The organism is Pseudomonas sp. Irchel s3h14 (genome assembly GCF_900187425.1).
GTDB lineage: Bacteria > Pseudomonadota > Gammaproteobacteria > Pseudomonadales > Pseudomonadaceae > Aquipseudomonas.
This window is the reverse complement of sequence record NZ_FYDJ01000019.1, coordinates 27,668-53,225: the sequence shown is the minus strand read 5'-3', so window position 1 is coordinate 53,225 and position 25,558 is coordinate 27,668. Positions and strand designations below refer to the sequence as shown.

The window sequence follows — 25,558 nt, the reverse complement described above, 5'->3', positions numbered from 1 at the left end:
TCAATCCATTTGGGCTTGTCTTACGCCATCAAAACCACTGCTTGAACCGGCGGATGTAGATCGTCTTCATGGTCTGCGCCACCACGCAGTAGCTGAGCAAAGTACCCACCAGCCAAGGGAAGTATTCCCATGGCAACGGCACCAGGCCGACCAGCGCGCCCAGCGGCGAGAACGGGATGTAGATGCCCAGGCAGATCACTACGCCGGTCGCGAGAATCACCGGCAATGCAGCCGTGCTCTGGAAGAACGGAATCTTCTGAGTGCGCAGCATGTGCACCACCAGCGTCTGCGACAGCAATCCTTCGATGAACCAGCCAGACTGAAACAGGCTCTGCATTTCCACGCTGTTGGCGGCGAACACGTACCACATCAGGGCAAACGTGGTGATGTCGAAGATCGACGAGGTCGGCCCGATCCACAGCATGAAGCGGCCGATGTTCTTCGCATCCCACTTGCGCGGTTTGCGCAGGAACTCTTTGTCCATCTTGTCCCACGGCAACGCCAGCTGAGAGATGTCGTACATGAGGTTTTGCAGCAGCAGGTGGATCGACAGCATCGGCAAAAATGGAATGAACGCACTGGCCACCAGCACTGAGAACACGTTGCCGAAATTGGAGCTGGCGGTCATGTTCAGGTACTTCATGATATTGCCGAAGGTTTCGCGGCCCTTGAGCACGCCTTCTTCGAGCACCATCAGGCTCTTTTCCAGGAGGATGATGTCCGCCGATTCCTTGGCGATGTCCGTGCCGCTGTCCACCGAGATCCCGACGTCGGCATCGCGTAGCGCCGGGGCGTCGTTGATGCCGTCGCCGAGGAAACCCACGGTGTGACCGTTGCCTTGCAGTGCCTTGAGCACCCGGGATTTTTGCAGCGGTGTCAGCTTGGCGAACACCGTGCGTTCTTCGACCCGCAGCTTGAGGGTGGTGTCGTCCATGTGCTCGATGTCTTGGCCGAGCAGCGGCGAGCCTGGATCGAGGCCGACTTCACGGCAGATCTTGCAGGTGACCACGGCGTTGTCGCCGGTCAGCACCTTGACCGTCACGCCCATGTCGCGCAGTGCGGCAATGGCCGGGCCGGCAGTTTCCTTTGGCGGGTCGAGGAAGGTCAGGAAGCCGCGAATCACCAGGTCGCGCTCATCGGCGGTTTTGTACTGGTTTTTGCTTTGGGTTTTCGGGATTTCGCGGGTGGCAACCAGCAGTACCCTGAAACCGTCCTCGTTGTACTCGTTGGCCAGGGCCAGCAAGTCTTTGCGTCGCTGTGCATCCAGCGCGACCACCTGGCCGCTTTCATTGATGTGGCTGGCGATGCTGAGCATTTCCTCGACCGCGCCCTTGCACACCATCAGGTGATCGTCGCGGCTGTCCTTGACGATGATCGACAGGCGCCGACGGACGAAGTCGAACGGCAATTCGTCGACTTTGCTGTAGGCGAACGGCACACGGAACGTTGGATTAGCGTTGGCGAATTGCACCACGGCCTGGTCCATCAGATTCTTCAGACCACTCTGGTGATGGCTATTGAGCCACGCCAGTTCGAGGATCGAATCGTCGCGCCGGCCGTGGCTGTCGACGTGGTGCTCGAGGATGATCTTGTCCTGGGTCAGGGTGCCAGTCTTGTCGGTGCACAGCACGTCCATCGAACCGAAGTTCTGGATCGCATTGAGGCGCTTGACCACCACTTTTCGCTTGGCCATAGCCATGGCGCCTTTGGCCAGGTTGGCGCTGACGATCATCGGCAGCATTTCCGGGGTCAGGCCAACGGCAACGGCCAGGGCAAACAGGAACGCATCGCCCCAGTCACCCTTGGAGAAGCCGTTGAGCAGGAACACAATCGGTACCATCACCAGCATGAAGCGGATCAGCAACCAACTGACGCTGTTCACCCCACGGTCGAACGCGGTTTGCGCCCGCGAGCCGACGATGGCTTTGGCCAGTGAGCCGAAGTAAGTCCGAGCCCCGGTAGCCACCACCACAGCCTTGGCCGTGCCGCTGACCACGTTGGTGCCCATGAAACAGATGTTCGGCAGGTCCAGCAGGTTCGACTGATCTGGCGCGCTGCTGTTGGCGGACTTTTGCGCCACATTGCCCAGGGTGTCGTACTTCTCGACCGGCAAGGCTTCACCGGTCAGCACAGCCTGGCTGATAAACAGGTCGCGGGATTCGATCAGGCGGATGTCGGCCGGGATCATGTCGCCAGCGCTCAACTGAACGATATCGCCGGCCACCAGATCGCGCATCGGCACTTCACGCAGCACCGATTTTCCGTCCTTGTGCTCGCGACGCAGCACGGTAGCGGTGGTGCGCACCATCGCCTTGAGGGCTTCGGCGGACTTGGCCGAGCGGTATTCCTGCCAGAACCGCAGCAGGCTGCTGAGGCTGACCATGGTCATGATAATGATGACCTTGGTCAGGTCGGCGTCATCCGCTTCACCGTTGCTGATCGGCAGCCAGTAGTCAGTGAAGAAACTGATGCCGGCCAGGGTCAGCAGCACATAGATGAAGGGATTGTTCAGGGCTTTGAGCAGTTGGATGAGGGCGTGAGGCGGCTTGTCGTGGGCCACTTCGTTGTGACCGTTGCGTGCGAGGCGGCCCTGGGCTTCGAGTTCGGTCAGGCCGTCAGCGGTGGCGTTGAGGTTGGTCAGCGTGATGGCCAGGCCGTTCTGCGCTTCCCGTGCGGCGCGCATCGACAGCTTGGCGTTGTCGTTGCTGGCGCCTTGGGCGGTTTTCTTTGCGGTTTTTACAAGGGTCATTGCTGTGCTCCTGCCGCCGGCTCGCGGCACGACACACAGGCACCTCAGCTAATTAAAGACGAGCGCACGTATGTCGAGCCGCCAATAAGCGATCGATACTGATAGTTGCGTTTTTAATATTTGGTGTTCGCTGTCCGTCGATTGGAAAGTGACGGGCAGCGAACCGTCTACTGGCTTCGTCCATAACTAACTCACTATTTAACAGGCAATAAGAAGTTGCCGAATTCCTTGATAAGGAAAACGTTAATGAAGGACTTTTAAAGTGCCTTCAGCTCAATTGAAAGTGCGCGCCCCGAGGAACAGGCCGAACATCAGGCCGGCCTGGTGGAACAGGTGCGCGATGCGCCGACTCGGTGGTTCCTGGCTATCGTCGAGGCTCCAGCGTTGCTGAAGCTGACCCGTCATCGGGCAGACGCGCCAGTTGGCACGCAGTTGCGCCTTGGCAGGGGAGGAAGGGCTGGAAAATGGTGCGCTGGACCGGGCTGTGGCAGGACGCTCACGGCAGAGCTTGACCCGCATGGTCGAGGCAAAGGCGTGTACGCCGGGTATTACAGTGGATTTGAAATTCATAACATACCTCTGGACCGGACTGACGCCGGCGAGGCAAGTTACGGTGGAGCATCAAGCTCTAGCGCAGCTCACCCGACCGAAAAGTCGAGTCCCGTCATGTTCTGGGTTATGTGCCAGAGCCTGCGAATTCGCAGTCACCCGGCAGCGACTAGATGCTGTGTCCATTGGATTCTTTTGTGAGTTGAAAAAAGGCCTGTGAAACCGGCCCGCGCAATTTACTCAGGCAGGTGGGTGAAGTCAACCTTCAATAGTTCGTTAAAGCGCAATTGAATGGAAAAACCTCGGATCCGGTTATTGAAGTTAGAACTTGTTCAGGTAAATGACAGTTAATTGTCATTTTTATGATGCACACTGTAGGAGCAAAGCTTGCTCGCGATGGCGTCGGATCTGGCGCAGTACATAAACATGTTTAACGACGTCTGTTTAACGACACTCGGTGTTACGTCATAAGCGGCTACAACACCTTGCGTCGTTACCTACGCGTACGCCAGAATCCGCCGGCTTGTGCGGCTATGGGGCAGGCTATATCGTTTCCCGGTCACTGCAAAACAGTGATCGGGTTTGGTAGCCCGCTACGAAGTCGCATGGCAACACCTTATGCAGTCTCTTTTCGGGACTCTGCTTTTATGGTGGTCATGCGTGGGGCTCCATTGTGAGCGCCGGGTTTTCCCAACTTCGACCGGTCTACCAACCCACGTATGGCCGCCACCCTTCGTTTGGTAGCGAGGGTGATGGCTCCTCAATATTGCAAGTTGGAGCTTCATCTATGTTCAAAGTTACGCCCAACCCCCCGAATACCGGTCCGATACCCTACGACGCCTTTATTGATCTTGACCCCAAGAAAATGAAAGAGGCGGCCGACCGCGCACTCAGCTTCTACCTCAACCCCGGGGCGTCGAAAACGCAGATACCGCCCCGCAAACCCAGCACCATTTTCACCATCGACGCAGCGGTGGATGACGAAACGTTGCTCGTCGAGGCCTGTGAATCGTTGGCATCAGCCAGTGCCATGGTCAACGATCTCGCCGACGTAACGGACGGCCCGCGACGGCAAACGGTGCTGGTGCTGCAACGGGTGATCATGTTGGGTGAGTTAGCGGTCAATCGGGTTTTGGATAACCACAAGCCTGGGTAGCAGCCAGGCACTGTAGGAGCAAAGCTTGCTCGCGATGGCGTCAGGCCTGACACGCCGCGTCATCGTTCATCGCGGGCAAGCCTCGCTCCTACAGCACTCGCATCACTCGTGACAATCCAGAACAAATGTATTGCCCATTCCTGTCTGTTTCCCCACAGACGGGCTGGGTACCTTGGGTCCACTGCAACCTCACAAGGACCCCCTCATGCTGAACCGATTGGTACTGCCGTTTGCCCTGTTGTTCACCCTCAATGCCGCCCTCGCCGCGGATGCCGAGAAATGGTATCCGTCAAAATACGGCGCCAACGATGAAATCGGCGCGCTGAATCTGCTCAACGCCGAGTCGGTGATCAACGCCTCGAAACTGATCAAGACCGGCAAAACCTACCCCTTGGCCGTGCCCATCGACAAGACCCTCCCGGCTTTTCGCCATCGCAGCTTCAACCTGACCAACATCCAGCCGGGCGAGGCCGGTGGCACGACCATGGGCCCGAACAAATTCACCTTCAACGATGAACTGGTGGTGGGCTGGACCGGCGTCGGCACTCAGCTCAACGGCATCGGCCACATCGGCATCGACAACGTTTATTACAACGGCAATCGCGCCGCCGATTTCGTGACCGTCGAAGGGGTCAAAAAGCTCGGCATCGAAAAGGTCCCGCCCATCGTCACCCGAGGCGTGGTGCTGGACATGACTGCGGTGTACGGCAGCGCCATCGTGCCGGAGAAAACCGAGTTCAGCGTTGCCGACATTCAGAAGGCTTTGGACCTGCAAGGCATCAGCATTCAGAAGGGCGATGTGGTGCTGTTCAACACCGGTTGGCTGGAGCTGCTGGGCAAGGACAACGAGAAATTTCTCGCCGTGGAACCGGGCATCGGCATGGACGCGGCCAAGTGGCTGGTGGACAAACAGATCGTCGCGTTCGGCGGTGACACCTGGGCTTCGGAAATCTACCCGGCGAAAGATGGCCAGGAGTTCCCGGTCAACCAATTCATGCTGGCGAAAAACGGCATCTACAACCTTGAGTTGATCGACAGCCGAGCGCTGGTGAAAGACAAGGCCTGGGAGTTCATGTTTGTCCTCGGCCAGCCGCTGTACAAGGGTTCGACCCAGGTCAACATCAACCCGGTCGCCATTCGCTGACAGGTCTGTAGGAGCATGGCTTGCCCGCGATGGCGTTCTTGAGATCGCCATCGCGGGCAAGCCATGCTCCTACGAAAAACAACGTCCTTTGAATCGAGAACACACGGACATGCTGCTGGCGATATTCTCCAGCCTGATCGATTATCGGGAACGAGGGCTGGCGTGAAAGGAGCGGAGGGCAGGTGAGCGTCGATATCGAATGCGTGGTGGTCGGGGCCGGTGTGGTCGGGCTGGCGGTCGCCAGAGCCCTGGCCCGCAGCGGGCGGGAAGTGATCCTGGTCGAGGCGGGCGAGGGGATTGGTGCGGGCATCAGTTCGCGCAATTCGGAAGTGATCCACGCCGGCATTTACTACCCGAGCGGCAGCCTTAAGGCGCAATTGTGCGTGGAGGGTAAGCAACGCCTTTACGCTTATTGCGATGAGCGCGGCGTCGATTATCGGCGCCTGGGCAAGCTGATCGTGGCCACGGATGACGGTCAGTGCGCGGCCTTGCAGAAGTTGTTGGCGCAGGGTCGCAGTAATGGCGTCGATGACCTGCAATGGCTGGACGCCGAACAGGCGCGGGAACTTGAACCTGCAGTGTCCTGCGTCGCTGCGCTCTGGTCGCCGTCCACCGGGATCGTCGATTCCCATGCCTTGATGCTGGCGCTTCAGGCGGATGCCGAGGCCAGCGGCACGTCGCTGGTTTTTCATACGCCACTGGCGTCGGCCCGTTGCACCGAGCAAGGTTTCGAACTGCAGATGGGCGGCGACCAACCGATGGCCTTGAGCTGCCGCGAGTTGATCAATTGCGCCGGACTGTTCGCGCCTGAGGTGGCGAGCCGGATTGAGGGCCTGCCATCTCAGTACGTTCCCGAGGCACGATTGTGCAAGGGCAGCTATTTCAGTTTCAGCGGCCGGGCGCCGTTCCGGCATTTGGTATATCCGGCACCGGAGAGCGCGGGGCTGGGGGTGCACATGACGCTGGATCTGGGCGGTCAGGCGCGCTTCGGGCCGGACGTCGAATGGGTCGATCAGGTCGATTATCGTGTGGATCCACGCCGAGCCGATGGCTTCTACGAGGCGATTCGGCGCTACTGGCCGGCGTTGCCCGATAACAGCCTGCAACCGGCCTACAGCGGCATCCGCCCGAAAATCACCGGACCGACCGAACCGGCGGCCGACTTCGTCATTAGTGGCCCGGCTGAGCATGGTGTGCCGGGGCTGGTGAACCTGTTCGGTATCGAGTCACCGGGCTTGACCAGTTGCCTGGCGCTGGCTGATCGGGTGACGACGATATTAGCCACACCACGACCGGTGTAGCAGCTGTCGAGCAACGCGAGGCTGCGTTCGGCTGCGTAGCAGTCGCCAATTCAGACTCCGCGGTCTATCAGGTAAACCGCGTGTGCAGGATTTACGACTGCTTCGCCGCCGAACGCAGCCTCGCGTTGCTCGACAGCTGCTACACAGGTCACGGAGCTACCGGTAATCAGCGTTTGCAATGCCGCTCGCCCTGAGGGCTATGCTTGGCAGTGCGCCCATCACAATGGGAGACCTCCAATGATCAACGTACGCACTGCCCGCATGCTTGCCGATTACAAACGCTGGGCCAATCAACGCCTCTTTGACAGCCTGGCCGCACTGCCACCGGGTGAGGTCAATAAAGAGCGCGTGTCGGTGTTCAAGAACATGATCGGCACCCTGAACCACATCTACGTGGTGGACTGCATCTGGCGGGCCCACCTCGAAGGCCGAGGGCACGGCTTTAAAACTTCACACGATCTGCTGCATCCCGACCTCGCTGAGTTGCGCCTGGCGCAAAAGGACATCGATCACTGGTACTGCGACTGGAGCGAACGGCAGACCGATGCTTCGCTGGATAAACCCGTCGAGTTCAGTTTTGTCTCGGGGGAAAGCGGCATCATGAGCGCCGGCGCGATACTGATGCATGTGGTCAATCACGCCAGTTATCACCGCGGCTGGGTGATCCAGATGTATTTCGAGATCCCGGTCATGCCACCGGTCACTGACTTGCCGGTGTACCTGCGTGAGACCGACCCCGCATCTTTCCAATCGATCAGTGCCCCGGCAGCGGCGCCGACATGTGTTGGGAAATTCGCGAGCGCAACCAACGTTCTGCCGGATCGTTATCGTTGACCCCGTTCCAGACCATGGACAGTTCGGACGGCACGATGTCAAACGGCGGGTCGTCGGCCCGCAGCTGGCTGCTGCCTTCGATCAGCGCGCACGCCGCGTAGTCCGGCACCGTGGCGAGCATGTCGGTGCCGGCCAGCAAGGCGCGCAGACCGGCGAATTGCGGCACCGCCAGCACCACCCGACGCGAGCGGCCGATACGTGCGAGGTCGTTGTCGATGGCCCCGGTCAAATCCCCGGAAAACGACACCAGCGCGTGCGGACGTTCGCAGTATTCATCCAGGGTCAGGGTGCCGGGACGATTGTCGCCGCGCAGGATCTTCACGCTCAGGTCACGCAACTTCTTGCGCTTGGCGTTGGCCGGCAGCTCCGTGGTGTAGCTGATCCCGACGGAAATCTCCCCGGTGGAGAGCATCGACGACATCAGCAGGAAATTCACCCGACGCACCACCACCACGACGTTCTGCGCCTCTTCGCGTATTTGCTTGAGCAGCGGCGGAAACAGACCGAACTCGGCGTCGTCGGACAGGCCGATGCGAAACACATCGCGGCTGGTGGACGGGTCGAAATCCTTGGCCCGGCTGACCGCGCCGGAGATGGTGTCCATCGCCGGCTGCAATTCCTTGAGGATCGCCAGGGCCCGCTGTGTCGGCTCCAGCACGCGACCGTTACGCACCAGCAACGGGTCGTCGAACAGGTCGCGCAACTTGGCCAATGAGGCGCTGACGGCGGGCTGACCGAGAAACAGCTTCTCCCCGGCCCGGGTCAGGTTCTTTTCGAACATCAGGGTTTCGAAAATCACCAGCAGGTTCATGTCGACGCGGCGCAGGTCGTTGCGGTTCATGCGGGCTTCTCGCTGGGTTTCGGGATCTTTTCAGTAAAGCACCAAACCCAAGTGAGCAAATAAACGACGATGTTCGATCGTTCCCACGCTCTGCGTGGGAATGCCTCAAGGGACGCTCTGCGTTCCAGCTCGCGAAAGGGACGCGGAGCGTCCCGGGCTGCATTCCCACGCAGAGCGTGGGAACGATCATGTGGCCGGGCCCGGCTCGGTCAGCACTTTCCTGAACGTTTCCACCAGCGGTCGCAAATTGATCCGGTGCCACGCGGCCCACAGCGGTGTGGTGAAGGAAATCCACGGCACTTCCCGCAGCACCACGCCCGGCGGTGCGTTGCGGCTCAGGCCTTTCTGGATCATGGCGATGCCCAGCCCCGATGCCACCAATCCCAACGCGGTAAACGGTTCAGTGGCTTCCATACGAATGTCCGGGGTGAAACCGGCGCGGATGCAGGCGCTGACGAAGTCGTCGCGGCTGGCGGCGTCCTGGCGGGGTTGCACGCCGATCCATTCCTGATCGGCCAGGTCTGCCGGGGTCAGTGTTGGGTTGTTCGCCAAAGGATGATGTTCGGGCAGGGCCAGCAGCATCGGATCGTCCAGCACCTGGAAACCCAGCAGGTCCGGGTCGTCGGCGACGGGCGGTTCGCTGACCAGCGCGATATCCAGACTACGCTGACGCAGGCCTTCGAGTTGTTCGGAGGAATTCAGGTTGTACAGCGCGACGTGCACGTTCGGTCGGTCGACCCGCAGCACCCGCAAGGCATTGGGCAAGACGCCGGCGTGCATGGCGTTTTCGATGTAGCCGATGCACAAGCCGCCTTCTTCGCCACGACCGAGGCGCTTGCCCAGGGATTCCAGGCGATTGGCGTGGGTCAGCAGGGCACGGGTTTCGGCCAGAAAAGTCTGGCCATCGCGGGTCAGGCGAATGCGTTGCTGGCTGCGTTCAAACAGGGTCAGCCCCAGGCGCTCTTCGAGTTGGGCGATCTGCCGGCTAAGCGGTGACTGGGAAATGTGCAGGCGTTCGGCGGCGCGACCGACGTGTTCTTCTTCGGCGACGGCGACGAAGTAGCGCAATTGGCGGATGTCGATCATGTCAGACCTCTGGGGACTCAAGTGCTGCGTATTATGTCTTGGACGGTCCGATCATCGCAATCTAGGATCTGCTCAACGGTCACCTCTGATGACCCCTGACACTCAAGAGGAAAAACCCATGAGCTTGAAAGACAAATTGCCTGGCACCCTCGGTTTCGGCACCGCCCCATTGGGCAACATGTTCCGTGCCATACCTGAAGAAGAGGCGATGGCCACCGTCCACGCTGCCTGGGATGCCGGAGTGCGTTACTTCGACACCGCGCCGTTTTACGGTTCGGGCCTGTCGGAAATTCGTCTGGGCGCCGCGCTGGCCCAGTACAACCGCGATGACTATGTGCTGAGCAGCAAAGTCGGCCGAGTGATTCTTGATGAAGTTGAAGATGCGGCGGCCCGTGACTTGGGCGAAAAAAGCGGTGTGTTCGAACACGGTCGCCCGAACAAGATCGTCAACGACTACAGCGCCGACGCCACGCTGCGCTCCATCGAAGACAGCCTCAAGCGCCTGCAAACCGATCGTCTGGACATCGTCTGGGTGCATGACATCGCCCAGGACTTCTACGGCGATCAATGGCTGGAATACTTCAATCAGGCCCGCACCGGCGCCTTCAAAGTACTGACCCGTTTGCGCGAAGAAGGCGTGATCAAGGGCTGGGGCCTGGGCGTGAACAAGGTCGAACCTTGCGAACTGACCCTTGATCTGACCGAAGCCCAGCCGGACGGTTTTCTGCTGGCGGGTCGCTACACGCTGCTCGACCACGATCGTGCCTTGCAGCGTTTGATGGACGCCGCGTTGGCACAGAATGTCGAGATTGTGGTCGGTGGTCCTTACAGCTCGGGCATTTTGGCCGGCGGTGCACACTTCGAGTACCAGAAAGCCAGCCCGGCGATCATCAACAAAGTCGAGCAGATCAAACGCATCGCTGCTGCACATGCTGTCGACATCAAGGCGGCTGCGTTGCAGTTCTCCCTGGCTAACCCGGCCGTGGCGGCGGTGATTCCAGGTTCCAGCCGTCCGGACCGGATTGCTGAAGACGTTGCGGCGATGTCGGCCGTCATTCCCGCCGCTTTCTGGCAGGCGATGCGCGACGCGAAACTGGTGTCCGAACGTGCGCCATTGCCGATTATTGGAGGTTGAGCATGAAAATCGATCTGACTGGAAAACTCGCCATTGTCAGCGGTAGCACCGCCGGTATTGGCCTGGGCATCAGCAAGGCGCTGGCCGAATCCGGCGCTACGGTGGTGGTGATCGGCCGCGAAACGGCCAAGGTCGAACAAGCGCTGGCGAGCATTCGCCAGAGCGTGCCGGACGCGCAGTTGCGTGGCCTGACCGCAGACCTCGGCACGGCCGAAGGCGCCGAGTTGTTGTTCGCCGCCGAACCACGGGCGGACATTCTGGTGAACAACCTCGGGATCTTCAACGACGTGGATTTCTTCGACGCCCCGGACAGCGAGTGGACGCGCTTCTATGAGGTCAACGTGATCTCTGGTGTGCGCCTGTCACGGCATTACGTGCCGGACATGGTCAAGCAGGGCTGGGGCCGGGTGATTTTCCTGTCCTCGGAATCCGGGGTCGCAACACCGGCCGACATGATCAACTACGGCGTGACCAAAAGCGCCAACCTGGCGGTGTCCCATGGTCTGGCCAAGCGGCTGGCGGGCACCGGGGTGACGGTCAACGCGATCTTGCCGGGCCCGACGTTGACCGATGGCCTGGAGCAGATGCTCAAGGACGCCACCGCCGAATCCGGGCGCAGCGTTCGGGAAGAAGCTGACGCCTTCGTGCGCAAGGCCCGGCCGAGTTCGATCATCCAGCGGGTGGCGGATGTCGAGGAAGTCGCGAATCTGGTGGCCTACATCGCCTCGCCGCTGTCGTCGGCCACCACCGGCGCGGCTTTGCGTGTCGACGGCGGCGTTGTCGACAGCTTGGCGATCTGAACCTTATTGATTGAGAGAGAATATTTCATGGCTACAACAACAGCATTCATCGACATCCCGGCGACCGCCGACCAGGTTTGGCAATTGATTGGCGGCTTTAACTCGCTGCCGGACTGGCTGCCGTTTATTCCCAAAAGCGAGCTGAGTGAAGGCGGCCGGGTGCGTAGCTTGCAAACGGCGGATGGGGCGGTGGTGGTTGAGCGGTTGGAGGCGTTTGATAACGCTGGGAAGACTTACAGTTATTCGATTTTGCAGGCGCCGTTTCCGGCTACTGACTATCTGGCGACCATCAGTGTTGAAGCACAGGGGCAGGGCACGCGAGTGACCTGGTCTGGGCGATTTGCACCTGTTGGGGTGAGTGATAAAGAGGTTGAGGAGTTGTTTGCCGGGATCTACCAGGGCGGTCTTGAAGCCCTGCGGGCCAACTACCCGGCCTGATTGACTGCCGATCGTTCCCACGCTCTGCGTGGGAATGCCTCTAGGGACGCTCCGCGTTCCAGCTCTCGAAAGGGACGCGGAGCGTCCCGGGCTGCATTCCCACGCGGAGCGTGGGAACGATCATGTTACTGAGCCGGCAATCTAAGCTCCGCGCACAACCCACCTCCCTCACGATTACTCAACGTCAACGATCCCCCGATCGCCAACGCCAACTGCTGTGCAATTGCCAACCCCAACCCGGTCCCGCCGGTACTGCGGTTACGCGAATTCTCCACGCGATAAAACGGTTCCATCACCTGAGCCAATTCTTCCTCGGCAATCCCCGGACCACGGTCCATCACCTTCACCGACAAACTGCCGTCAGCCTTCGCTTCCACCCACAACTCGGCGGCGCCAGCGAACTTCAATGCGTTGTCCGTCAGGTTCACCAGCACTCGCCGCAAGGCGTGCGGCCGGGTGTTGATCACCGCGTCACTTTTACCGCCCAACTGAACGTCTTTGCCCATGTCCTGATAGTCGAACACCAGGCTGTCGAGGAACGAATCCAGATTGGTGCGGCGACTTTCCTCGGTGGCGCCATGCACGCTGCGGGCATAGGCCACGCCTTCGCGCACCAGGTGTTCTATCTCGCCAAGATCATTCCAGAGTTTGTCCTTCTCGGCGGAGTCGTCCATGAATTCGGCGCGCAGTTTCATGCGGGTGATCGGGGTTTGCAGGTCGTGGGAAATCGCCGCCAGTAGTTGCATGCGTTCCTTGAGGTAAGCGGCGATGCGCGCCTGCATCGAATTGAACGCCATGGCGGCATGGGCGACTTCGGTCGGGCCTTTTTCGTCCAGGTGCACCGCATGGGTGTTGGGGTCCAGGGTCTCTACCGCTTGGGCGAGGCGGGTGAGGGGGCGGATGGCGATTCTGACGGCCAGCCAGGTGCAGATGAGCATCAGTGCCAGTTGCCCGAGCAACACGATGGGTAACCACGGCGACAACGGCACCATCGAGGGGCGCACGTCGATGGTCACCGGGCTGCCGTCCGCCAGTTTCAGGTGGACCTGAAAATGTTTATCCGGCCCGGGGATGTCGGTCACCGTCATCGGGTAATCCTTGCCGATGGCTTCTTTGATCGACGTCATCGCTATGGGCGAATCGCTCATGGGCATGCCCGGCGAGCCTTCGTTCAACAAATAGCGGTAGTTACGTCGATCCAGTTGCTGCAGCCAGCTCATGCGTTCTTCGGCCGGCAAGCGGTCGAGAATGGCGATGGAGGTTGAGACGTCGGTTTCCAGATTGCCCAGCATGGTGTTCTTCGTGCTTTCGTAGCGCTCGTAGTATTGCGCGCCGAAAGACAGCGCCTGCGCGAGAATCAAGCCGATCAGGAAGATCAGCGACAGCCGCGAGGCGAGGGTGCGAGGCCAGCGCATCGAGAGATTCATGAGGGCGCCCCGAGGACTTCCACCGGCAGCGAAAATACATAGCCTTCGCTGCGCACGGTTTTGATGTAGGCCGGTTCGCGGGCATCGTCCAGCAAGCGCTGGCGCAAGCGGCTGACCAGCAAGTCGATGGAGCGGTCGAACAGGTCGGCATCGCGGCCTTGGGTCAGGTTCAGCAATTGATCGCGATTGAGCACCCGCTGCGGGTGATCGAGGAATACCCGCAGCAACCGATATTCCGCACCACTGAGCGCGACCATCGTGCCGTCTTCATCGAGCAAGTGCCGGGCCGAGGTGTCCAGGCGCCAGCGCCCGAAGGCCAGCAAGCGACCGCTTTCGGTGACCACCAGGTTGGGCGGCAGCATCCGTGTGCGGCGCAATACGGCGTTGATTCGGGCGAGCAGTTCACGGGCAGCGAACGGCTTGACCAGATAATCGTCGGCGCCCATTTCCAGGCCGATGATGCGGTCGGTTTCATCGTTGCGCGCGGTGAGCATCAGCACCGGCGTGGCCTTGTGTTTGCCGGCGCGCAACTCACGGCACAGCATCAGGCCATCGTCGCCCGGCATCATGATGTCGAGCACGATCAGGTCCACCGGCGTGGATTCCAGGAACGTGCGCATTTGCCGTCCATCCGCCACGACGGTGGTGCGCAGGCCGTTTTTCTTGAGGTAGTTGCCTACCAGTTCCCGGATCTCGCGGTCATCGTCCACGATGAGAATGTGATCGACGTGTTCCATTTGGCCAGGCCTCTGTAGGTGGGGGATATCGCGCAGTCTATCGAGCCTTGGCCCGCTCGCCCGCAGTCCTTTGTATTGCAGTGTATCTGGCCTGTCGGCGGATACACATGGACGCAAAAACACCCATTTTCAGGGCATTTGTATCGCTCTGTATCCCGGCCCGGTTTTGATACGTACCGATTTACACGCGCCTGTTCCCGACACAGTCGGGATACCTCGCGAGCTTCTAATAGGTTCCATCGAGGCAAGCCAAGTCGCCTCGGCCCAATCAACGATTGCCCTATTGAAGCCTTGAGGAAACCACCATGAACACCAAAGCCGTCTACGCCGCTTGCCTGTTTGCCGCCCTGAACATCTGCACCTTGTCGGCCCGCGCCGAAGCCGATGTCTCCGCTAAAACCTACACCTACGGCTCGCACCTGGACATCAAGAAAGTGCTGTCGCTGAAACAGGACGCCTCGACTTCCTGTGGGGTTGTGGATGCCCAGCTGACTTACCTGGATTCCCATAACAAAACCCAGGTTCTGGACTATCGCAAATTTGCTGATGGCTGCAACTCGGAAAACTGAGTCCTGCGCTGACCCATTGTCCATCCCAATTGAAACAGGAAGAACATCATGAACAACGTCACCCGCTTTTTGACTGCCATTGCCTTCTCCGCGGCTGGCGCCGCTGCCCATGCCAACGCTGCTGTTGAACAGAAAAGCTGCGGCAGCGCGACTTGCTTCCAGCTGACGCCGTTGGGGGAGAAGGGTGGGAACGCTTTTCTGGCAGAGGATGGTTCGGGCCGTACGCCGCAGGGGTAGCAATTGGAAAACCAGACGGCCTGAAGCCCGAGCACGGTTTTGTGAACACCACCGATCCAGTGTGGGAGCGGGCTTGCTCGCGAAAGCGGAGTGTCAGTCGACATGAATGTTGAATGTACTGACCTCTTCGCGAGCAAGCCCGCTCCCACAGGGAATGGTGAGTCGCCCTCTATAATTTCAAGGTGATCCCATGTTTCTCATCGCTTTCCTGGGCGGCATATTGACCGTCCTCAGCCCTTGCATCCTCCCGGTCGTGCCGTTCCTGTTCGCCGGTGTCAAACGCACACGTTCCTCGGTCCTGCTCACCCTCGGCGGCATGGTCCTGACCTTCGCCCTGATCTCCAGCCTGGCCGTGGTCAGCAGCGAGTGGGTGATACAAGCCAACAACACCGGTCGCCACGTAGCGCTGATCGTGATGGCGGTGTTCGCCCTGTCGCTGATTTCCGCCCGTGTCGGTGACTGGCTGGCCCGTCCCTTCGTGGCGCTGGGCAACCGCCTCGATCCGGACACCCGTAAAATGTCCGGTCCGCTGGGCTCGGTCATGATCGGAGTTGCTACCGGTCTGCTCTGGGCACCGTGCGCCGGACCGATCCTCGGGGTCATCCTCACGGGCGCCATGCTGCAAGGTGCAAACGCTCAAACCAGCCTGTTGCTGGTGGCGTACGGCCTGGGCAGTGCATTGTCCCTGGGCACCTTGATCTTCGCCGGTCGCGGCCTGGTCAATCGCTTGAAAACGTCGATCCCGGTCACCGGTTGGCTGCGTCGTGGTACGGGTGTTGCGGTGCTGGCAGCGGCGGTGGTGATTTCCACCGGTGCCGACAAAACAATGCTGGCCGGCACTTCGTCCGAAGGCGTGACGACGGTTGAGCAACGTGTGTTGGAAACCGTGCCGAAAGTCGTCGATTACTTCATCAGCAAGGTCAAGGCAGACTCGTCCATGGACAACGCCAAAGGCCCTATGCCGTCACTGTCCGGTGCGGTCGAATGGATCAACTCGCCGGCGCTGAGCAACGATTCGCTGAAAGGCAAAGTGGTGCTGGTGGACTTCTGGACCTACGACTGCATCAACTGCCAGCACACCTTGCCCTACGTGAAGGACTGGGCGAAGAAATACGAGAAGGATGGCCTGGTGGTGATCGGCGTGCACACCCCTGAATACGGTTTCGAGCGCATCATCGACAACGTAAAAGATCAGGTGAAAAAGCTCGGCATCACCTACCCGGTGGCCATCGACAACAACTACGCGATCTGGCGCAATTTCGACAACCAGTACTGGCCGGCTCACTACCTGATCGACGCCAAGGGCCAGGTGCGTTTCACCCATTTCGGTGAAGGCCGCTACGAGACTCAGGAAAAGATGATTCAGCAGTTGCTGGAAGAGGCCAAGGCCGACGCCAAAGCCCCCGCACCCGCGGCATAAACCTTCACATCAATGGCTCACAGGCTGCACGCCGTGGGCCATTGGTTTTTTCTCCTGACTGCGCCGCCACGCTGCGGGTGGCGCTCCATACTCTCGACGAAACGCCCGACTGAACGCCGTGTCGGTCTGGTAGCCCACCTCTTCGGCGATGCGCATCAATGAACTGTTACTGCTGCGTAACAGGTTGGCCGCCAGCAACATCCGCCATTGCGTCAGGTACTGCATCGGCGAACTCCCCACCAATTGCTGAAAGCGCTCAGCCAACACCGACCTTGAAGTGCCGGCCGTGCGTGCCAGTTCATCCAGCGTCCAGGCGTGACAAGGTTTTTTGTGCAACGCGTTGAGGGCAGCGCCGACAATCCGGTCGCTCACACCCGCCAGCCAACCGGTGCGACCTTCGCCCTGTTCGTGCATGTACAGGCGCAGCACCTCGATGAACAACACCTCGGCCAGTTTCGCCAGCACACCTTCGCCGCCGGGGCGGGGCGAGCGCGCTTCCGCCAGCGCATACCGGACCGACGATTCCAGCCAGATACCGGCATTCGAGCCGCGTACATTGACCCGGACCACCGCTGGCAACCCGGTCAGCAACATCCCCGCCAGACGGGTATCACACGCCAGATAGCCGCACACCAACCGTGTTACCGCGCCGCCACCGCCATAGCTCAGTTGCCGTGGACGGCGTGCCAGCACCACGTCCAGCCGCGCTCCCGTGGCGGGCGCGAGCCCCGGGTTAGAGCTCATGCGGTGGGCGTCTCCCTGCGGGAAAACCACCACATCGCCGGCCGTCAGCAGGAGCGGGGGATCATCACCCAGTTCGACATAACACTCGCCTTCGGTGATCAAGTGGAAGATCACCACGCGTTCGGCGCCGGGCTCCAGAAACGGTGCCGCCGTGTCGGCGCTCGGCGATTGGTAGCACCAGGGTGCAGTGAACCTGGCATTGATAAAAATCGCGCCGACCAAGCGGACGACGCGCAGCGTCTGGGACAGGGCGTCCATGGGGTTTTTCCGTGTGGGCGGCTGCTTTGGGGGGTGAGCTTGATTGTGAGCCTGTCGCCGCAAACCGTGAAATCTCCGGACGATCGGACAGGGTTGGCCGACGATCGGGCAGGACGCCAGCGTTGCCCGGCGCGATAGTTGGCACACAGGGTCTGCCGACCCTGTCATCAATAACAAAAATGAGAGGTTGCCATGCCGAAGTTCGTTATAGAACGCGAGATTCCGGGCGCTGGAACACTGTCAGAAAGGGATTTGAAAGCCATCTCGCAAAAGTCCTGCAGGGTCCTGCGCGATCTGCCAGAGGTGCAGTGGCTTCAGAGTTACGTCACCGGTGACAAGCTCTACTGCGTGTACATCGCGCCGGACGCAGAGCTCATCCGGGAACACGCCAGGCTGGGTGGTTTCCCTGCCAACAGCGTTTCCCAGGTCATGAACATTATCGATCCCACGACGGCCGAATAAGCCGGGCCTGCATTCCAACCCGCAACGGAGCGGAATTCATGAGTACACCCATTGATCTTACTGCCTTGAAAAACCGTCAGATGGCCGCTTGGGCCAGCGGCGACTATGCCGTGATCGGCACCAAGTTGCAGATCGTCGGCGAAGAGCTCGCCGAAGCCTGCGACCTGCTCTGCGATGAACGCGTGCTCGATGTGGCCGCCGGTAACGGCAATGCGACACTCGCTGCCGCGCGCCGTGGATGCCACGTCACCTCCACCGACTATGTGGCCGCGCTGCTGGAGCGCGGCGAGGACCGGGCCAAGGCAGAGCACCTGGAAGTCACCTTCCAGGTGGCCGACGCCGAGGCGCTGCCCTTTGAGGACGCCAGCTTCGATGTCGTACTGTCGACCTTCGGTGTGATGTTTACGCCGGACCAACCCAAGGCCGCCGCGGAACTGGCGCGAGTCTGTCGACCCGGAGGCCGGATCGGCCTGGCCAACTGGACACCCGAAGGGTTTGTCGGCCAGATGTTCAAGACCCTCGGCCGCCACCTGCCGCCACCGCCGGGCGCACAACCGCCTTCGCAGTGGGGCACCGAAGCCTGGCTGCACTCGCAATTCGACGAGCGCAACTTCCTGGTCCAGGTCACTCGCAAGCACTTCAACTTCCGCTACCGCTCGGCCGCGCACTTCATCGACACGTTCCGCACCTGGTACGGCCCGGTCCATAAGGCGTTCCTGGCGCTGCCTCCCGAGGGTGCCGAGGCCCTGGAAAAGGACCTGACCGAACTGTTGAACCGCTTGAACCGGGCGGGAGACAAGTCGCTGGTGGTGCCGAGTGAATACCTTGAGGTGGTGATAACCCGGCGTTGACCTGAACGAGCTTAATGACAATGCAAAACCCCTGTGGGAGCGGGCTTGCTCGCGAAGGCGGAGTGTCAGTCGACAATGATGTTGCCTGACACTCCGCCTTCGCGAGCAAGTCGAATCGTCGCACCGCCGCTCCCACATTAGATTTGTGGTGTTTTGACGGGGGGCAATCACTCATCCAGTCGCTCGGTGTACACCACCCAAACGCTGCACGGCATTTTGTACAGCAGATGCTCCACCGTACTGCCGATCAGTCGGCCCAGGCCGCGATGGCCGATCCGGCCCATGACAATCACGTCAACGTCATAGGCATCGGCATAGCGGGTGAGGACCTTGGCCGGGTTGCCAATGATCATGTGCCGCTGCTCCGGCGCGATGCCGTTGCGCTCGGCCAAGTCGTTGAAGGCATCCTCCTGGTAATCGAACACGGTCTTGGCTTTACCCGACGAGAAGAACGCCGACCCGTTGTCGAAGCCGAATTCGTCGGCGCTGATGGATGAAAGGTCATAGGCGTAGACCACATCGAGCTCGGCATTACAGGCGCTCGCCAGTTTTACCGCCTCGTGAAGGATCCGGTCGTTGAAGGTTTTGTAATGGTCATCGCGATGAAAAGGGTCGACCGCCGCGACGATCTTTCGCGGCAAGGCGTTCACGGCGTGGCTGACGAAATGCAGCGGCACCGGGCATTCGCGCAGCAAATGCACATCGAGCGGGGTAAATATCAGTCGCGACAGCCGCGATTCGTGCTCCAGCGCCTTGATCAGCACGTCCATCGGCTGCTCTTTGAGGTGAATCAGGATTTCCTCCAATGGGCGTTCGACCCAGGCCACTTCGGTGGTGACGTGCACCCCGATTTTGCGCAAGGGGCGGGCCTGTTCCTCAAGCCATTGGCGGTGGCGCTCGACGTAGCCCACGCGCATCTGTTCCAGGGCCTTTTCGTTGACCAGACTGGCGGTCGCCAGGCCTTCCAGATAATCGAAGGCGACGATGTGCAACGCGGCGTCTTCGGCCTTGGCCAGCGCAGCGGCCCTGTCGAAAGCGGGGCTGTGCTCCATCAGCGGTGATGCAACCAGCATGAAGCGGGATTGACCAGACATGACGAACCTCCCGTGGATTAGCCGCCCGACGTGCGGCTCGTGCGACGTACATCCAGTCTCTAAGTATTGACCATGATCAACCTCCCGTCCGTAAACCGGGGGTGGATGAAGGTTCGGCAGCCGAGCTGGCCGCGCGCGCGGATATCCAGAGCTATTACTTGGGGGGGTAGGGCACTGTTGAATACTAACTGCACCTGACGCTAACGGCCTTCGCGGCACGTTGCAGTTCTTGTTTAACGTCGACCGGTATCCGCTGTTTCACGAGTCGTTGTTCGAGGAATGTCTGATCGCCTCGGGTATCAACCTGAGCGTCAATAGCCGCATCCACCGCTTCTATGGTGGCAGCGTGAGCCTCTATGACCGAGTCGACCTCAGCGTCGCTCTTGGCGGCGTCGAGCGCACCAATGAGTGTCGCCACTTCGTCTTCTTCAGCCTTGCCATAGTCTTCTACGGACAATCCGGCAGCCAACGCCCGCGCCCGGATCTCCACGCCTTTCAGCGTCTGCTTGGCCTCTCCGCACAGAAGGTCGTGCTTGTGGCTTTCGACGATTTTCCATTGGAAAAATCCATACGTCATCGTGCCGATAATCGCTACGGTGATTCCACCGATCAGGATTCGTTTCATGGGCTAACGTCGTGAAAGTCTGGGGATTGTGAGTTCGGTGAACATCGCTTCATTCTCTATTCGAGGAAATAAAAGCGTAGCACCGGAACCGGTCCAGCCCCGTCCAAAGTCAATGCAAATGCATTGACTTTGGAGAGGAACGGCATGTCTTCAAGATTATAGCCTCACGGGCCTCGGCGTCTTGCTAGTTACCGTCCGCCACTTTGCGTTCTATCTCCGCTATTTTCCGACTGAGCTCCTCAGCTTCCTGCTCCCGGGTTCGAGTTGGAGAGGGCGTAACGGTTTGATCCACGTCTTTGGCGTCAGGGTCCGTGTCCTCAAGATCTCTTTCGGCGTTGGACGTTTCATATGATTTGACGTCATTAACACTGTTATCGCTGTTCATATCGCTGACCTCCATTGACCTGAACATTGGATTCAATGTCATGGCTTGAGTTCGAGATTTTTTGTTGGCGTCGATCAGCTTGGGCAACGAAACGTACCGGTGGTCAGACTGCCTGAATGGTGATGGCGCCTCCCTGCGATTCACCGTATCAGTGCTCTTTGACCTTCTTGATGCGGAAAATAATCAGCGCAAGGATCGCGATCGCGAGGGGCGTCATCGCCAGCATCGCCTCTCGCGGGGCCACCTCGACGCCGAGCAGATGCAACCCTGAGTAGCCAAGCTTGAGCAGGCTCAGCAGGTAATAAGTAATGGCGATAATCGACAGACCTTCCACCGCGCGCTGGATCTTGATCTGAGCATCGGCGCGGGCGTTCAGGCTTTTGAGAATTTCCGAGTTCTGTTCTTCCATTTCCACCTGAACCCGGGCCTGCAACAGGTCGCCCAGGTTGGCCACGCTTTTGGCCAGGTGCTCCAGGCGTTGTTCAGTGGCGGTGCAATACCTGACGGTGGGTTTGAAGCGGCGTTCGATGAACACGCCGAGACGCTGGCAATCGCCGACGTGACTTTCTCGCAATTCGCCCAGGCGCTCGTACACGAGTTGCGCATAGGCCTGGGTGGCACTGAAGCGGTGGCGGGTTTTCGCGGTACTGCTGACCACTTGGGCGGACAGGTTGGAGATGTCCGCCAGCAGGGCTTTCGCGTTGCCGCTGTCAGCGCCGGCGTTACGCTCGGAGAGGGTGACCAAGGTCTTGTCAAAGACATCGAGTTGCGCGCTCAAGGTCTTGGCCGTGGTCAAAGACAGCGAGGCCATCATGCGGTAGGTCTCGATTTCCAGCAGACGGCGGATCATCCGCCCTTGGCGGTAAGCGTTGAGGCGCCGGTTGACGAACAGGATGTGGTTGTTGCCGTCCTCGCTGAGACGAAAATCGCTCCAGACCACCGCATCACCACCGCCCACGCAGGAACCGCACGGGTCCTTGAAGCCGTAGCCGGCCAGGTCCAGGCCGGCTTCGCCACGCACGACGATCTGCACCGAGTTGATCAGCTGCGGCAAATACACTTCGAGCTTCTGCGCCAGCACTTCGGGCAGCGATGTCCAGGACAGGTCATCGCTGGATGAAGTGACCACCAGGGTCAGGGTGAAGAACTCGGCGTGGCGTTCCCATTTCAGGGCGTGGCCATCGAGTTGGGTGATGCCTTGGGCAGCATGAGGATCGATCGGAATAGGGCAGCAGCGCTCCAGCAGCGCATTGCACTCCGGCTCCCCGCCAAGGAAGGCCAGATGAAACACATGGGCCGGCTCGTCGAAATACAGTGACGGACGCGCGTGCAGTTCGTTGTGCAGGGTTTGTCTTTGCGGATGCATGCTGTTCAGGCCATTGATCGACTGCTGTTGTAGGTGGGACAGGTCGATGAACTCACGAGTCACAAGCGGCTTTGCGCTGAAGTGGTCATGTAACGCGGTCGACAATGGCGAGCTAGGACGAATCAGAAAAGGCGCCTTGTAAATCGTGAGTCAGGCGCCCAAAACTGAGTAAACGGGTTACTTCTTGCTTGATTGCTCTCTGATCTGAGTCAGGCTAAGTCGAGGGGTCAATGCTTCAGGGTCGACTCTGACCTCAATCAAGGATGGCCGGGACATACCAAGGCAGCGTTCAAACGCTGGCGCAAAGTCGGACGTGGCGGTTACCACCTCGCCATGCAGTCCATAGGCTTGGGCAAGTGCGGCGAAATCAGGGTTGCGCAATTCAGTGCCTGACACGCGTCCAGGGTAATTGCGTTCCTGGTGCATTCTGATGGTTCCGTACATTCCGTTGTTGATCACAACGAAAATCACATTGGCGCCATATTGCGCTGCAGTCGCTATCTCCTGGCCGTTCATCAAGAAGCAGCCATCCCCTGAAAACGAAACCACCACTCGGTCCGGGCAAGTCAGTTTGGCGGCCACAGCAGCGGGAACGCCGTAGCCCATGGAGCCATTGGTAGGGCCTAGCTGGGTGCGGTATTGGCGGAACTGATAGAAGCGTTGAAGCCAGACGGCATAGTTTCCAGCGCCATTGGTCAGGATCGCGTCGTCCGCAAGTCTGCGATTCAACCACTCAATGATTTCGGCCATCTGGACGTCGCCTGGGGAGGGCGAATGTTGCAGATTTTCGCGGTAGTTTTTGTTGAGGGTGCGCGTCCATTCACTCTTTACCGGGCTGGTCGCCGCCGGAAGTTGTGCGGCTGATTTGGCAAAGGTCGACATGCTGCTGTTGATCGCTAACGCAGGTTGGTAAACCCGCCCCAGTTCCTCGATACCTTGATGAACATGGATCAAGGTTTGCTTCGGTACCGGGATGTCCAAGGCCGCATATCCGCCCGTTGAAACCTCACCCATTCTGGAGCCCACGACCAGCAGCAGGTCGGCGTTTTTTACCGCTGAGGACAGCTGCGCTGACGCGGCGAAACCAAGATCGCCGACATAGTTCGGGTGTCGATTGTCGAACAGGTCCTGGCAGCGAAAGGAGGCGGCAACCGGGATATTTTGCTGTTCAGCAAAAAGCCGAATGTCGTGCACCGACTCGGTATCCCAACCGCTGCCCCCCAGCACCATCAATGGCCGCTCTGACCGCTCAAGCAGTTGCTGCATGGCGGCCATTTGCTCGGCTGCCGGGGTCATCAATACACGTTTGAACGGCCCGGCATCACTGACTTCCGCCATTTCGGTCAGCATGTCTTCCGGCAGTGCGACCACTACAGGTCCAGGCCGGCCATTGACTGCTCGGTGGAACGCCTGGCTGATCAGTTCGGGAATTCTGCGGGTGTCGTCTATTTGCACGACCCATTTCGCCAAGGGGCCAAACATCTGGCGAAAATCAACTTCCTGAAAGGCTTCGCGATACTGCTGATCGCGAGCGACCTGGCCGATGAACAGAATCATCGGCGATGAATCCTGGAACGCAGTGTGAACGCCAACCGAGGCGTTCGTTGCACCCGGGCCTCGGGTCACGAAACAGATGCCCGGCTCTCCAGTGAGCTTGCCGTAGGCTTCTGCCATATAGGCCGCCCCACCTTCCTGACGGCACACCACCAGATCGATTTCTTCTGGCACGTCATGCAATGCGTCGAGAACCGCGAGGTAGCTTTCTCCCGGAACACAAAAAGCTCTTTTGACGCCATGGATGCGTAAGGCATCCACCAATATCTGACCTCCGCTACGACGAGAAATGGTTTTATTCATTGTTATCTCCTGAGTCGAATGGTGCGGTGTGAAAGGGTGAATCGCTCTCTTTCTGACAGGTACTGACTCGATCAATTGGAAGAACAACGGCTAACGTCTGCGCCACGAATTCTGAGCATCATCGAGTAGGGGTACAAACGATGATTGCTCAGCACTTCATTCCCTCAGCTATTGAAGTCCCTAGGGTAGGCGCACAGCCACTTCAGTTGCCGGAACGCAAGGTTTCAGGCTCTGGCATAGATGGAACGTAATCGTCTTGTGCCAAGCCAGCCGCAAGTAGCAGGCCAATCAACGATGCCAGTCCTGACGCCAACCAGGTCCAATGCCATCCACCCGCCCAACCGGCCAACTTGGCCAGCAGTGGCGGCATGACAAACATGCCCATTGATGAAATCTGCTGCACCCAACCCACAGCCGTCGACACGGTTCGTTCACTGGGCGCAACGCTCACGGCGATCATGAATAGCGTCCCCGGGATGACGCCGCCGACGGCAGAAAAGACCAGTACGGCGCCATAACGCACGACAGGCATGCCTTGAGTGAACTGGCCGAAAGCGAACAGCGTCGTGATGGCCATGCACATGTATCCGACCAACAACAGCCGCCTGGCACTGATACCCCGATGCAGCAACAGCGCTGCCGAGGTACTTCCACTGATATTGACGAACGCGGCCAGCGCCGTCAGCGCACCTGCCATCGGCACCGACAAACCGGTGTCGGCATAGATCGATGGCAGAAAGCCAATGACGGCAATCCACTGCCCCGCGTACATGGCAAAGGCGATGCCTACGCGCCAAGGGCCGCTCGCCTTCAGCGTTGTCCATAGTCGATGTGTCCAGGCTTCACTGGGCGCCGCTGTGCACCGCGCAGAAGCAGTCTCAGGTGGAAGGCGCTGTCGATCGGACGGCACGGCTCGCACAAGCCAGATAATCATCGCGGCCGAACAGATGGCCGGAACGCCCCACCACCCTTGCCATCCCACCGTTTCTATCAATGTGGGGCCGGCGATAAAAGCAATGGAAGTACCGATCGCTACGTAGCATCCCCACAGCCCCAGATGTAAAGCCAGGCGCTCGCGAGAAACCAGTTGTCGGATCAATCCAGGTGTCGGCAATGTTGTGAGCAAGAAGCCCAAGCCCTCCAGGGCTCGAAGCATCAGCAGCTCATCGGGCTGCCGCGCCCCCATACCAATGACACTGGCGACGCACAGGATCATCTGACCGCTAATGATACTTCTGCGCAGCCCCAGGCCATCGCTGAATACACCGATCATAACGCCGGCAAGCATACCCGCCAGTTGCGTCAGCGATAGCAGGAACCCTGCCTGCACCATCGTCAGGTTCAACGAGGCCTGGAGAGCGGGAATGGCCGGGGAAACCTTACCCAAGTGCAGGGCTGCGACCACGCCCGACAGGATGACGATGCCGGCCGGGGAGAAACTGATTTTCTGCATGAGATCTCCACCACGACAGCGCGCACGAGCCTAGGCGCGG

Annotated in this window: 25 protein-coding genes; 12 read left to right on the top strand and 13 right to left on the bottom strand. The window is 59.7% G+C overall.

Annotation, left to right across the window (positions count from 1 at the left end; genetic code table 11):
* Positions 1 to 28: 28 nt before the first annotated feature.
* The gene (gene mgtA, locus CKW16_RS25700; RefSeq protein ID WP_095131718.1) at positions 29 to 2,749 is read right to left on the bottom strand and encodes a magnesium-translocating P-type ATPase; all 2,721 of its coding nucleotides are present in this window, start codon (positions 2,747 to 2,749) and stop codon (positions 29 to 31) included.
* Positions 2,750 to 3,022: 273 nt separating this feature from the next.
* Positions 3,023 to 3,319 (bottom strand): hypothetical protein, encoded by a 297-nt coding sequence (locus CKW16_RS25695; RefSeq protein WP_095131716.1) that lies wholly within the window; start codon positions 3,317 to 3,319, stop codon positions 3,023 to 3,025.
* Between the two features lie 766 nt (positions 3,320 to 4,085).
* Here CKW16_RS25695 and CKW16_RS25690 point away from each other — a divergent pair.
* The 4 genes from CKW16_RS25690 to CKW16_RS25675 all read left to right on the top strand — a co-directional run bounded on the left by CKW16_RS25690 (position 4,086) and on the right by CKW16_RS25675 (position 7,733).
* Positions 4,086 to 4,454 carry a DUF6124 family protein gene (locus CKW16_RS25690; protein WP_056741873.1) on the top strand — a complete coding sequence of 123 codons (369 nt, stop codon included), beginning with the start codon at positions 4,086 to 4,088 and terminating at the stop codon, positions 4,452 to 4,454.
* 205 nt (positions 4,455 to 4,659) lie between these two features.
* Positions 4,660 to 5,598, top strand: coding sequence for a cyclase family protein (locus CKW16_RS25685; RefSeq protein WP_095131714.1), 939 nt, complete (start codon positions 4,660 to 4,662; stop codon positions 5,596 to 5,598).
* Between the two features lie 182 nt (positions 5,599 to 5,780).
* Positions 5,781 to 6,899, top strand: coding sequence for an NAD(P)/FAD-dependent oxidoreductase (locus CKW16_RS25680; RefSeq protein ID WP_095131712.1), 1,119 nt, complete (start codon positions 5,781 to 5,783; stop codon positions 6,897 to 6,899).
* A 237-nt stretch (positions 6,900 to 7,136) separates the two neighbouring features.
* Entirely contained in the window at positions 7,137 to 7,733 is a 597-nt protein-coding gene (locus CKW16_RS25675; protein ID WP_095131710.1) for a DinB family protein, read from the top strand.
* Here the strand turns inward: CKW16_RS25675 and CKW16_RS25670 are convergent.
* Both CKW16_RS25670 and CKW16_RS25665 read right to left on the bottom strand, forming a co-directional pair.
* Positions 7,654 to 8,574 carry a LysR substrate-binding domain-containing protein gene (locus CKW16_RS25670; protein WP_095131709.1) on the bottom strand — a complete coding sequence of 307 codons (921 nt, stop codon included), beginning with the start codon at positions 8,572 to 8,574 and terminating at the stop codon, positions 7,654 to 7,656. The genes CKW16_RS25675 and CKW16_RS25670 overlap by 80 nt on opposite strands.
* Positions 8,575 to 8,760: 186 nt before the next feature.
* Positions 8,761 to 9,660, bottom strand: coding sequence for a LysR substrate-binding domain-containing protein (locus CKW16_RS25665; protein WP_095131707.1), 900 nt, complete (start codon positions 9,658 to 9,660; stop codon positions 8,761 to 8,763).
* Positions 9,661 to 9,778: 118 nt separating this feature from the next.
* Here CKW16_RS25665 and CKW16_RS25660 point away from each other — a divergent pair, with 118 nt between their 5' ends.
* From CKW16_RS25660 to CKW16_RS25650, 3 genes are read left to right on the top strand one after another with little or no spacing between them, the layout of a single operon-like run.
* Positions 9,779 to 10,795 (top strand): aldo/keto reductase, encoded by a 1,017-nt coding sequence (locus CKW16_RS25660; RefSeq protein WP_095131705.1) that lies wholly within the window; start codon positions 9,779 to 9,781, stop codon positions 10,793 to 10,795.
* A gap of 2 nt (positions 10,796 to 10,797) precedes the next feature.
* The gene (locus CKW16_RS25655; RefSeq protein WP_095131703.1) at positions 10,798 to 11,595 is read left to right on the top strand and encodes an SDR family NAD(P)-dependent oxidoreductase; all 798 of its coding nucleotides are present in this window, start codon (positions 10,798 to 10,800) and stop codon (positions 11,593 to 11,595) included.
* A 27-nt stretch (positions 11,596 to 11,622) separates the two neighbouring features.
* Positions 11,623 to 12,033, top strand: a complete 411-nt coding sequence (locus CKW16_RS25650; protein ID WP_095131701.1) for an SRPBCC family protein — start codon at positions 11,623 to 11,625, stop codon at positions 12,031 to 12,033.
* Between the two features lie 125 nt (positions 12,034 to 12,158).
* Here the strand turns inward: CKW16_RS25650 and CKW16_RS25645 are convergent, their stop codons facing one another.
* Positions 12,159 to 13,460 (bottom strand): HAMP domain-containing sensor histidine kinase, encoded by a 1,302-nt coding sequence (locus CKW16_RS25645; protein ID WP_046055802.1) that lies wholly within the window; start codon positions 13,458 to 13,460, stop codon positions 12,159 to 12,161.
* On the bottom strand, positions 13,457 to 14,197 hold the full coding sequence (locus tag CKW16_RS25640) for a response regulator (protein WP_033060285.1): 741 nt from the start codon (positions 14,195 to 14,197) through the stop codon (positions 13,457 to 13,459). Before CKW16_RS25640 ends, CKW16_RS25645 begins: the two co-directional genes overlap by 4 nt.
* A 305-nt stretch (positions 14,198 to 14,502) precedes the next feature.
* Between CKW16_RS25640 and CKW16_RS25635 the strand changes: the two genes are divergently transcribed.
* The 3 genes from CKW16_RS25635 to CKW16_RS25625 all read left to right on the top strand — a co-directional run bounded on the left by CKW16_RS25635 (position 14,503) and on the right by CKW16_RS25625 (position 16,423).
* Entirely contained in the window at positions 14,503 to 14,766 is a 264-nt protein-coding gene (locus CKW16_RS25635; protein WP_095131699.1) for a DUF2790 domain-containing protein, read from the top strand.
* A 48-nt stretch (positions 14,767 to 14,814) separates the two neighbouring features.
* The gene (locus CKW16_RS25630; protein WP_095131696.1) at positions 14,815 to 15,003 is read left to right on the top strand and encodes a hypothetical protein; all 189 of its coding nucleotides are present in this window, start codon (positions 14,815 to 14,817) and stop codon (positions 15,001 to 15,003) included.
* A 190-nt stretch (positions 15,004 to 15,193) separates the two neighbouring features.
* On the top strand, positions 15,194 to 16,423 hold the full coding sequence (locus CKW16_RS25625) for a cytochrome c biogenesis protein DipZ (protein ID WP_095131694.1): 1,230 nt from the start codon (positions 15,194 to 15,196) through the stop codon (positions 16,421 to 16,423).
* A 9-nt stretch (positions 16,424 to 16,432) separates the two neighbouring features.
* Here CKW16_RS25625 and CKW16_RS25620 read toward each other — a convergent pair whose 3' ends face one another.
* Positions 16,433 to 17,425: an AraC family transcriptional regulator gene (locus CKW16_RS25620; protein WP_095131693.1), complete on the bottom strand. Its 993-nt coding sequence runs from the start codon at positions 17,423 to 17,425 to the stop codon at positions 16,433 to 16,435.
* Between the two features lie 192 nt (positions 17,426 to 17,617).
* Here CKW16_RS25620 and CKW16_RS25615 point away from each other — a divergent pair, with 192 nt between their 5' ends.
* Together CKW16_RS25615 and CKW16_RS25610 are read left to right on the top strand one after the other, a co-directional pair.
* Positions 17,618 to 17,887: a DUF4242 domain-containing protein gene (locus CKW16_RS25615; RefSeq protein WP_095131691.1), complete on the top strand. Its 270-nt coding sequence runs from the start codon at positions 17,618 to 17,620 to the stop codon at positions 17,885 to 17,887.
* A gap of 38 nt (positions 17,888 to 17,925) precedes the next feature.
* On the top strand, positions 17,926 to 18,738 hold the full coding sequence (locus CKW16_RS25610; protein ID WP_095131689.1) for a class I SAM-dependent methyltransferase: 813 nt from the start codon (positions 17,926 to 17,928) through the stop codon (positions 18,736 to 18,738).
* Positions 18,739 to 18,905: 167 nt separating this feature from the next.
* Here CKW16_RS25610 and CKW16_RS25600 read toward each other — a convergent pair whose 3' ends face one another.
* The 6 genes from CKW16_RS25600 to CKW16_RS25575 all read right to left on the bottom strand — a co-directional run bounded on the left by CKW16_RS25600 (position 18,906) and on the right by CKW16_RS25575 (position 25,518).
* Positions 18,906 to 19,832: a universal stress protein gene (locus CKW16_RS25600; RefSeq protein WP_095131687.1), complete on the bottom strand. Its 927-nt coding sequence runs from the start codon at positions 19,830 to 19,832 to the stop codon at positions 18,906 to 18,908.
* Positions 19,833 to 20,016: 184 nt separating this feature from the next.
* Positions 20,017 to 20,457 carry a hypothetical protein gene (locus CKW16_RS25595; RefSeq protein WP_095131685.1) on the bottom strand — a complete coding sequence of 147 codons (441 nt, stop codon included), beginning with the start codon at positions 20,455 to 20,457 and terminating at the stop codon, positions 20,017 to 20,019.
* 184 nt (positions 20,458 to 20,641) lie between these two features.
* Entirely contained in the window at positions 20,642 to 20,842 is a 201-nt protein-coding gene (locus CKW16_RS25590; protein WP_095131814.1) for a hypothetical protein, read from the bottom strand.
* A gap of 148 nt (positions 20,843 to 20,990) precedes the next feature.
* Positions 20,991 to 22,208, bottom strand: coding sequence for a DUF3422 domain-containing protein (locus CKW16_RS25585; protein WP_095131812.1), 1,218 nt, complete (start codon positions 22,206 to 22,208; stop codon positions 20,991 to 20,993).
* A 177-nt stretch (positions 22,209 to 22,385) separates the two neighbouring features.
* Complete coding sequence (locus CKW16_RS25580; RefSeq protein WP_095131681.1) at positions 22,386 to 24,065, bottom strand: thiamine pyrophosphate-binding protein; 1,680 nt, start codon at positions 24,063 to 24,065, stop codon at positions 22,386 to 22,388.
* A 202-nt stretch (positions 24,066 to 24,267) separates the two neighbouring features.
* Complete coding sequence (locus CKW16_RS25575; protein WP_095131679.1) at positions 24,268 to 25,518, bottom strand: CynX/NimT family MFS transporter; 1,251 nt, start codon at positions 25,516 to 25,518, stop codon at positions 24,268 to 24,270.
* Between the last annotated feature and the right edge of the window lie 40 nt (positions 25,519 to 25,558).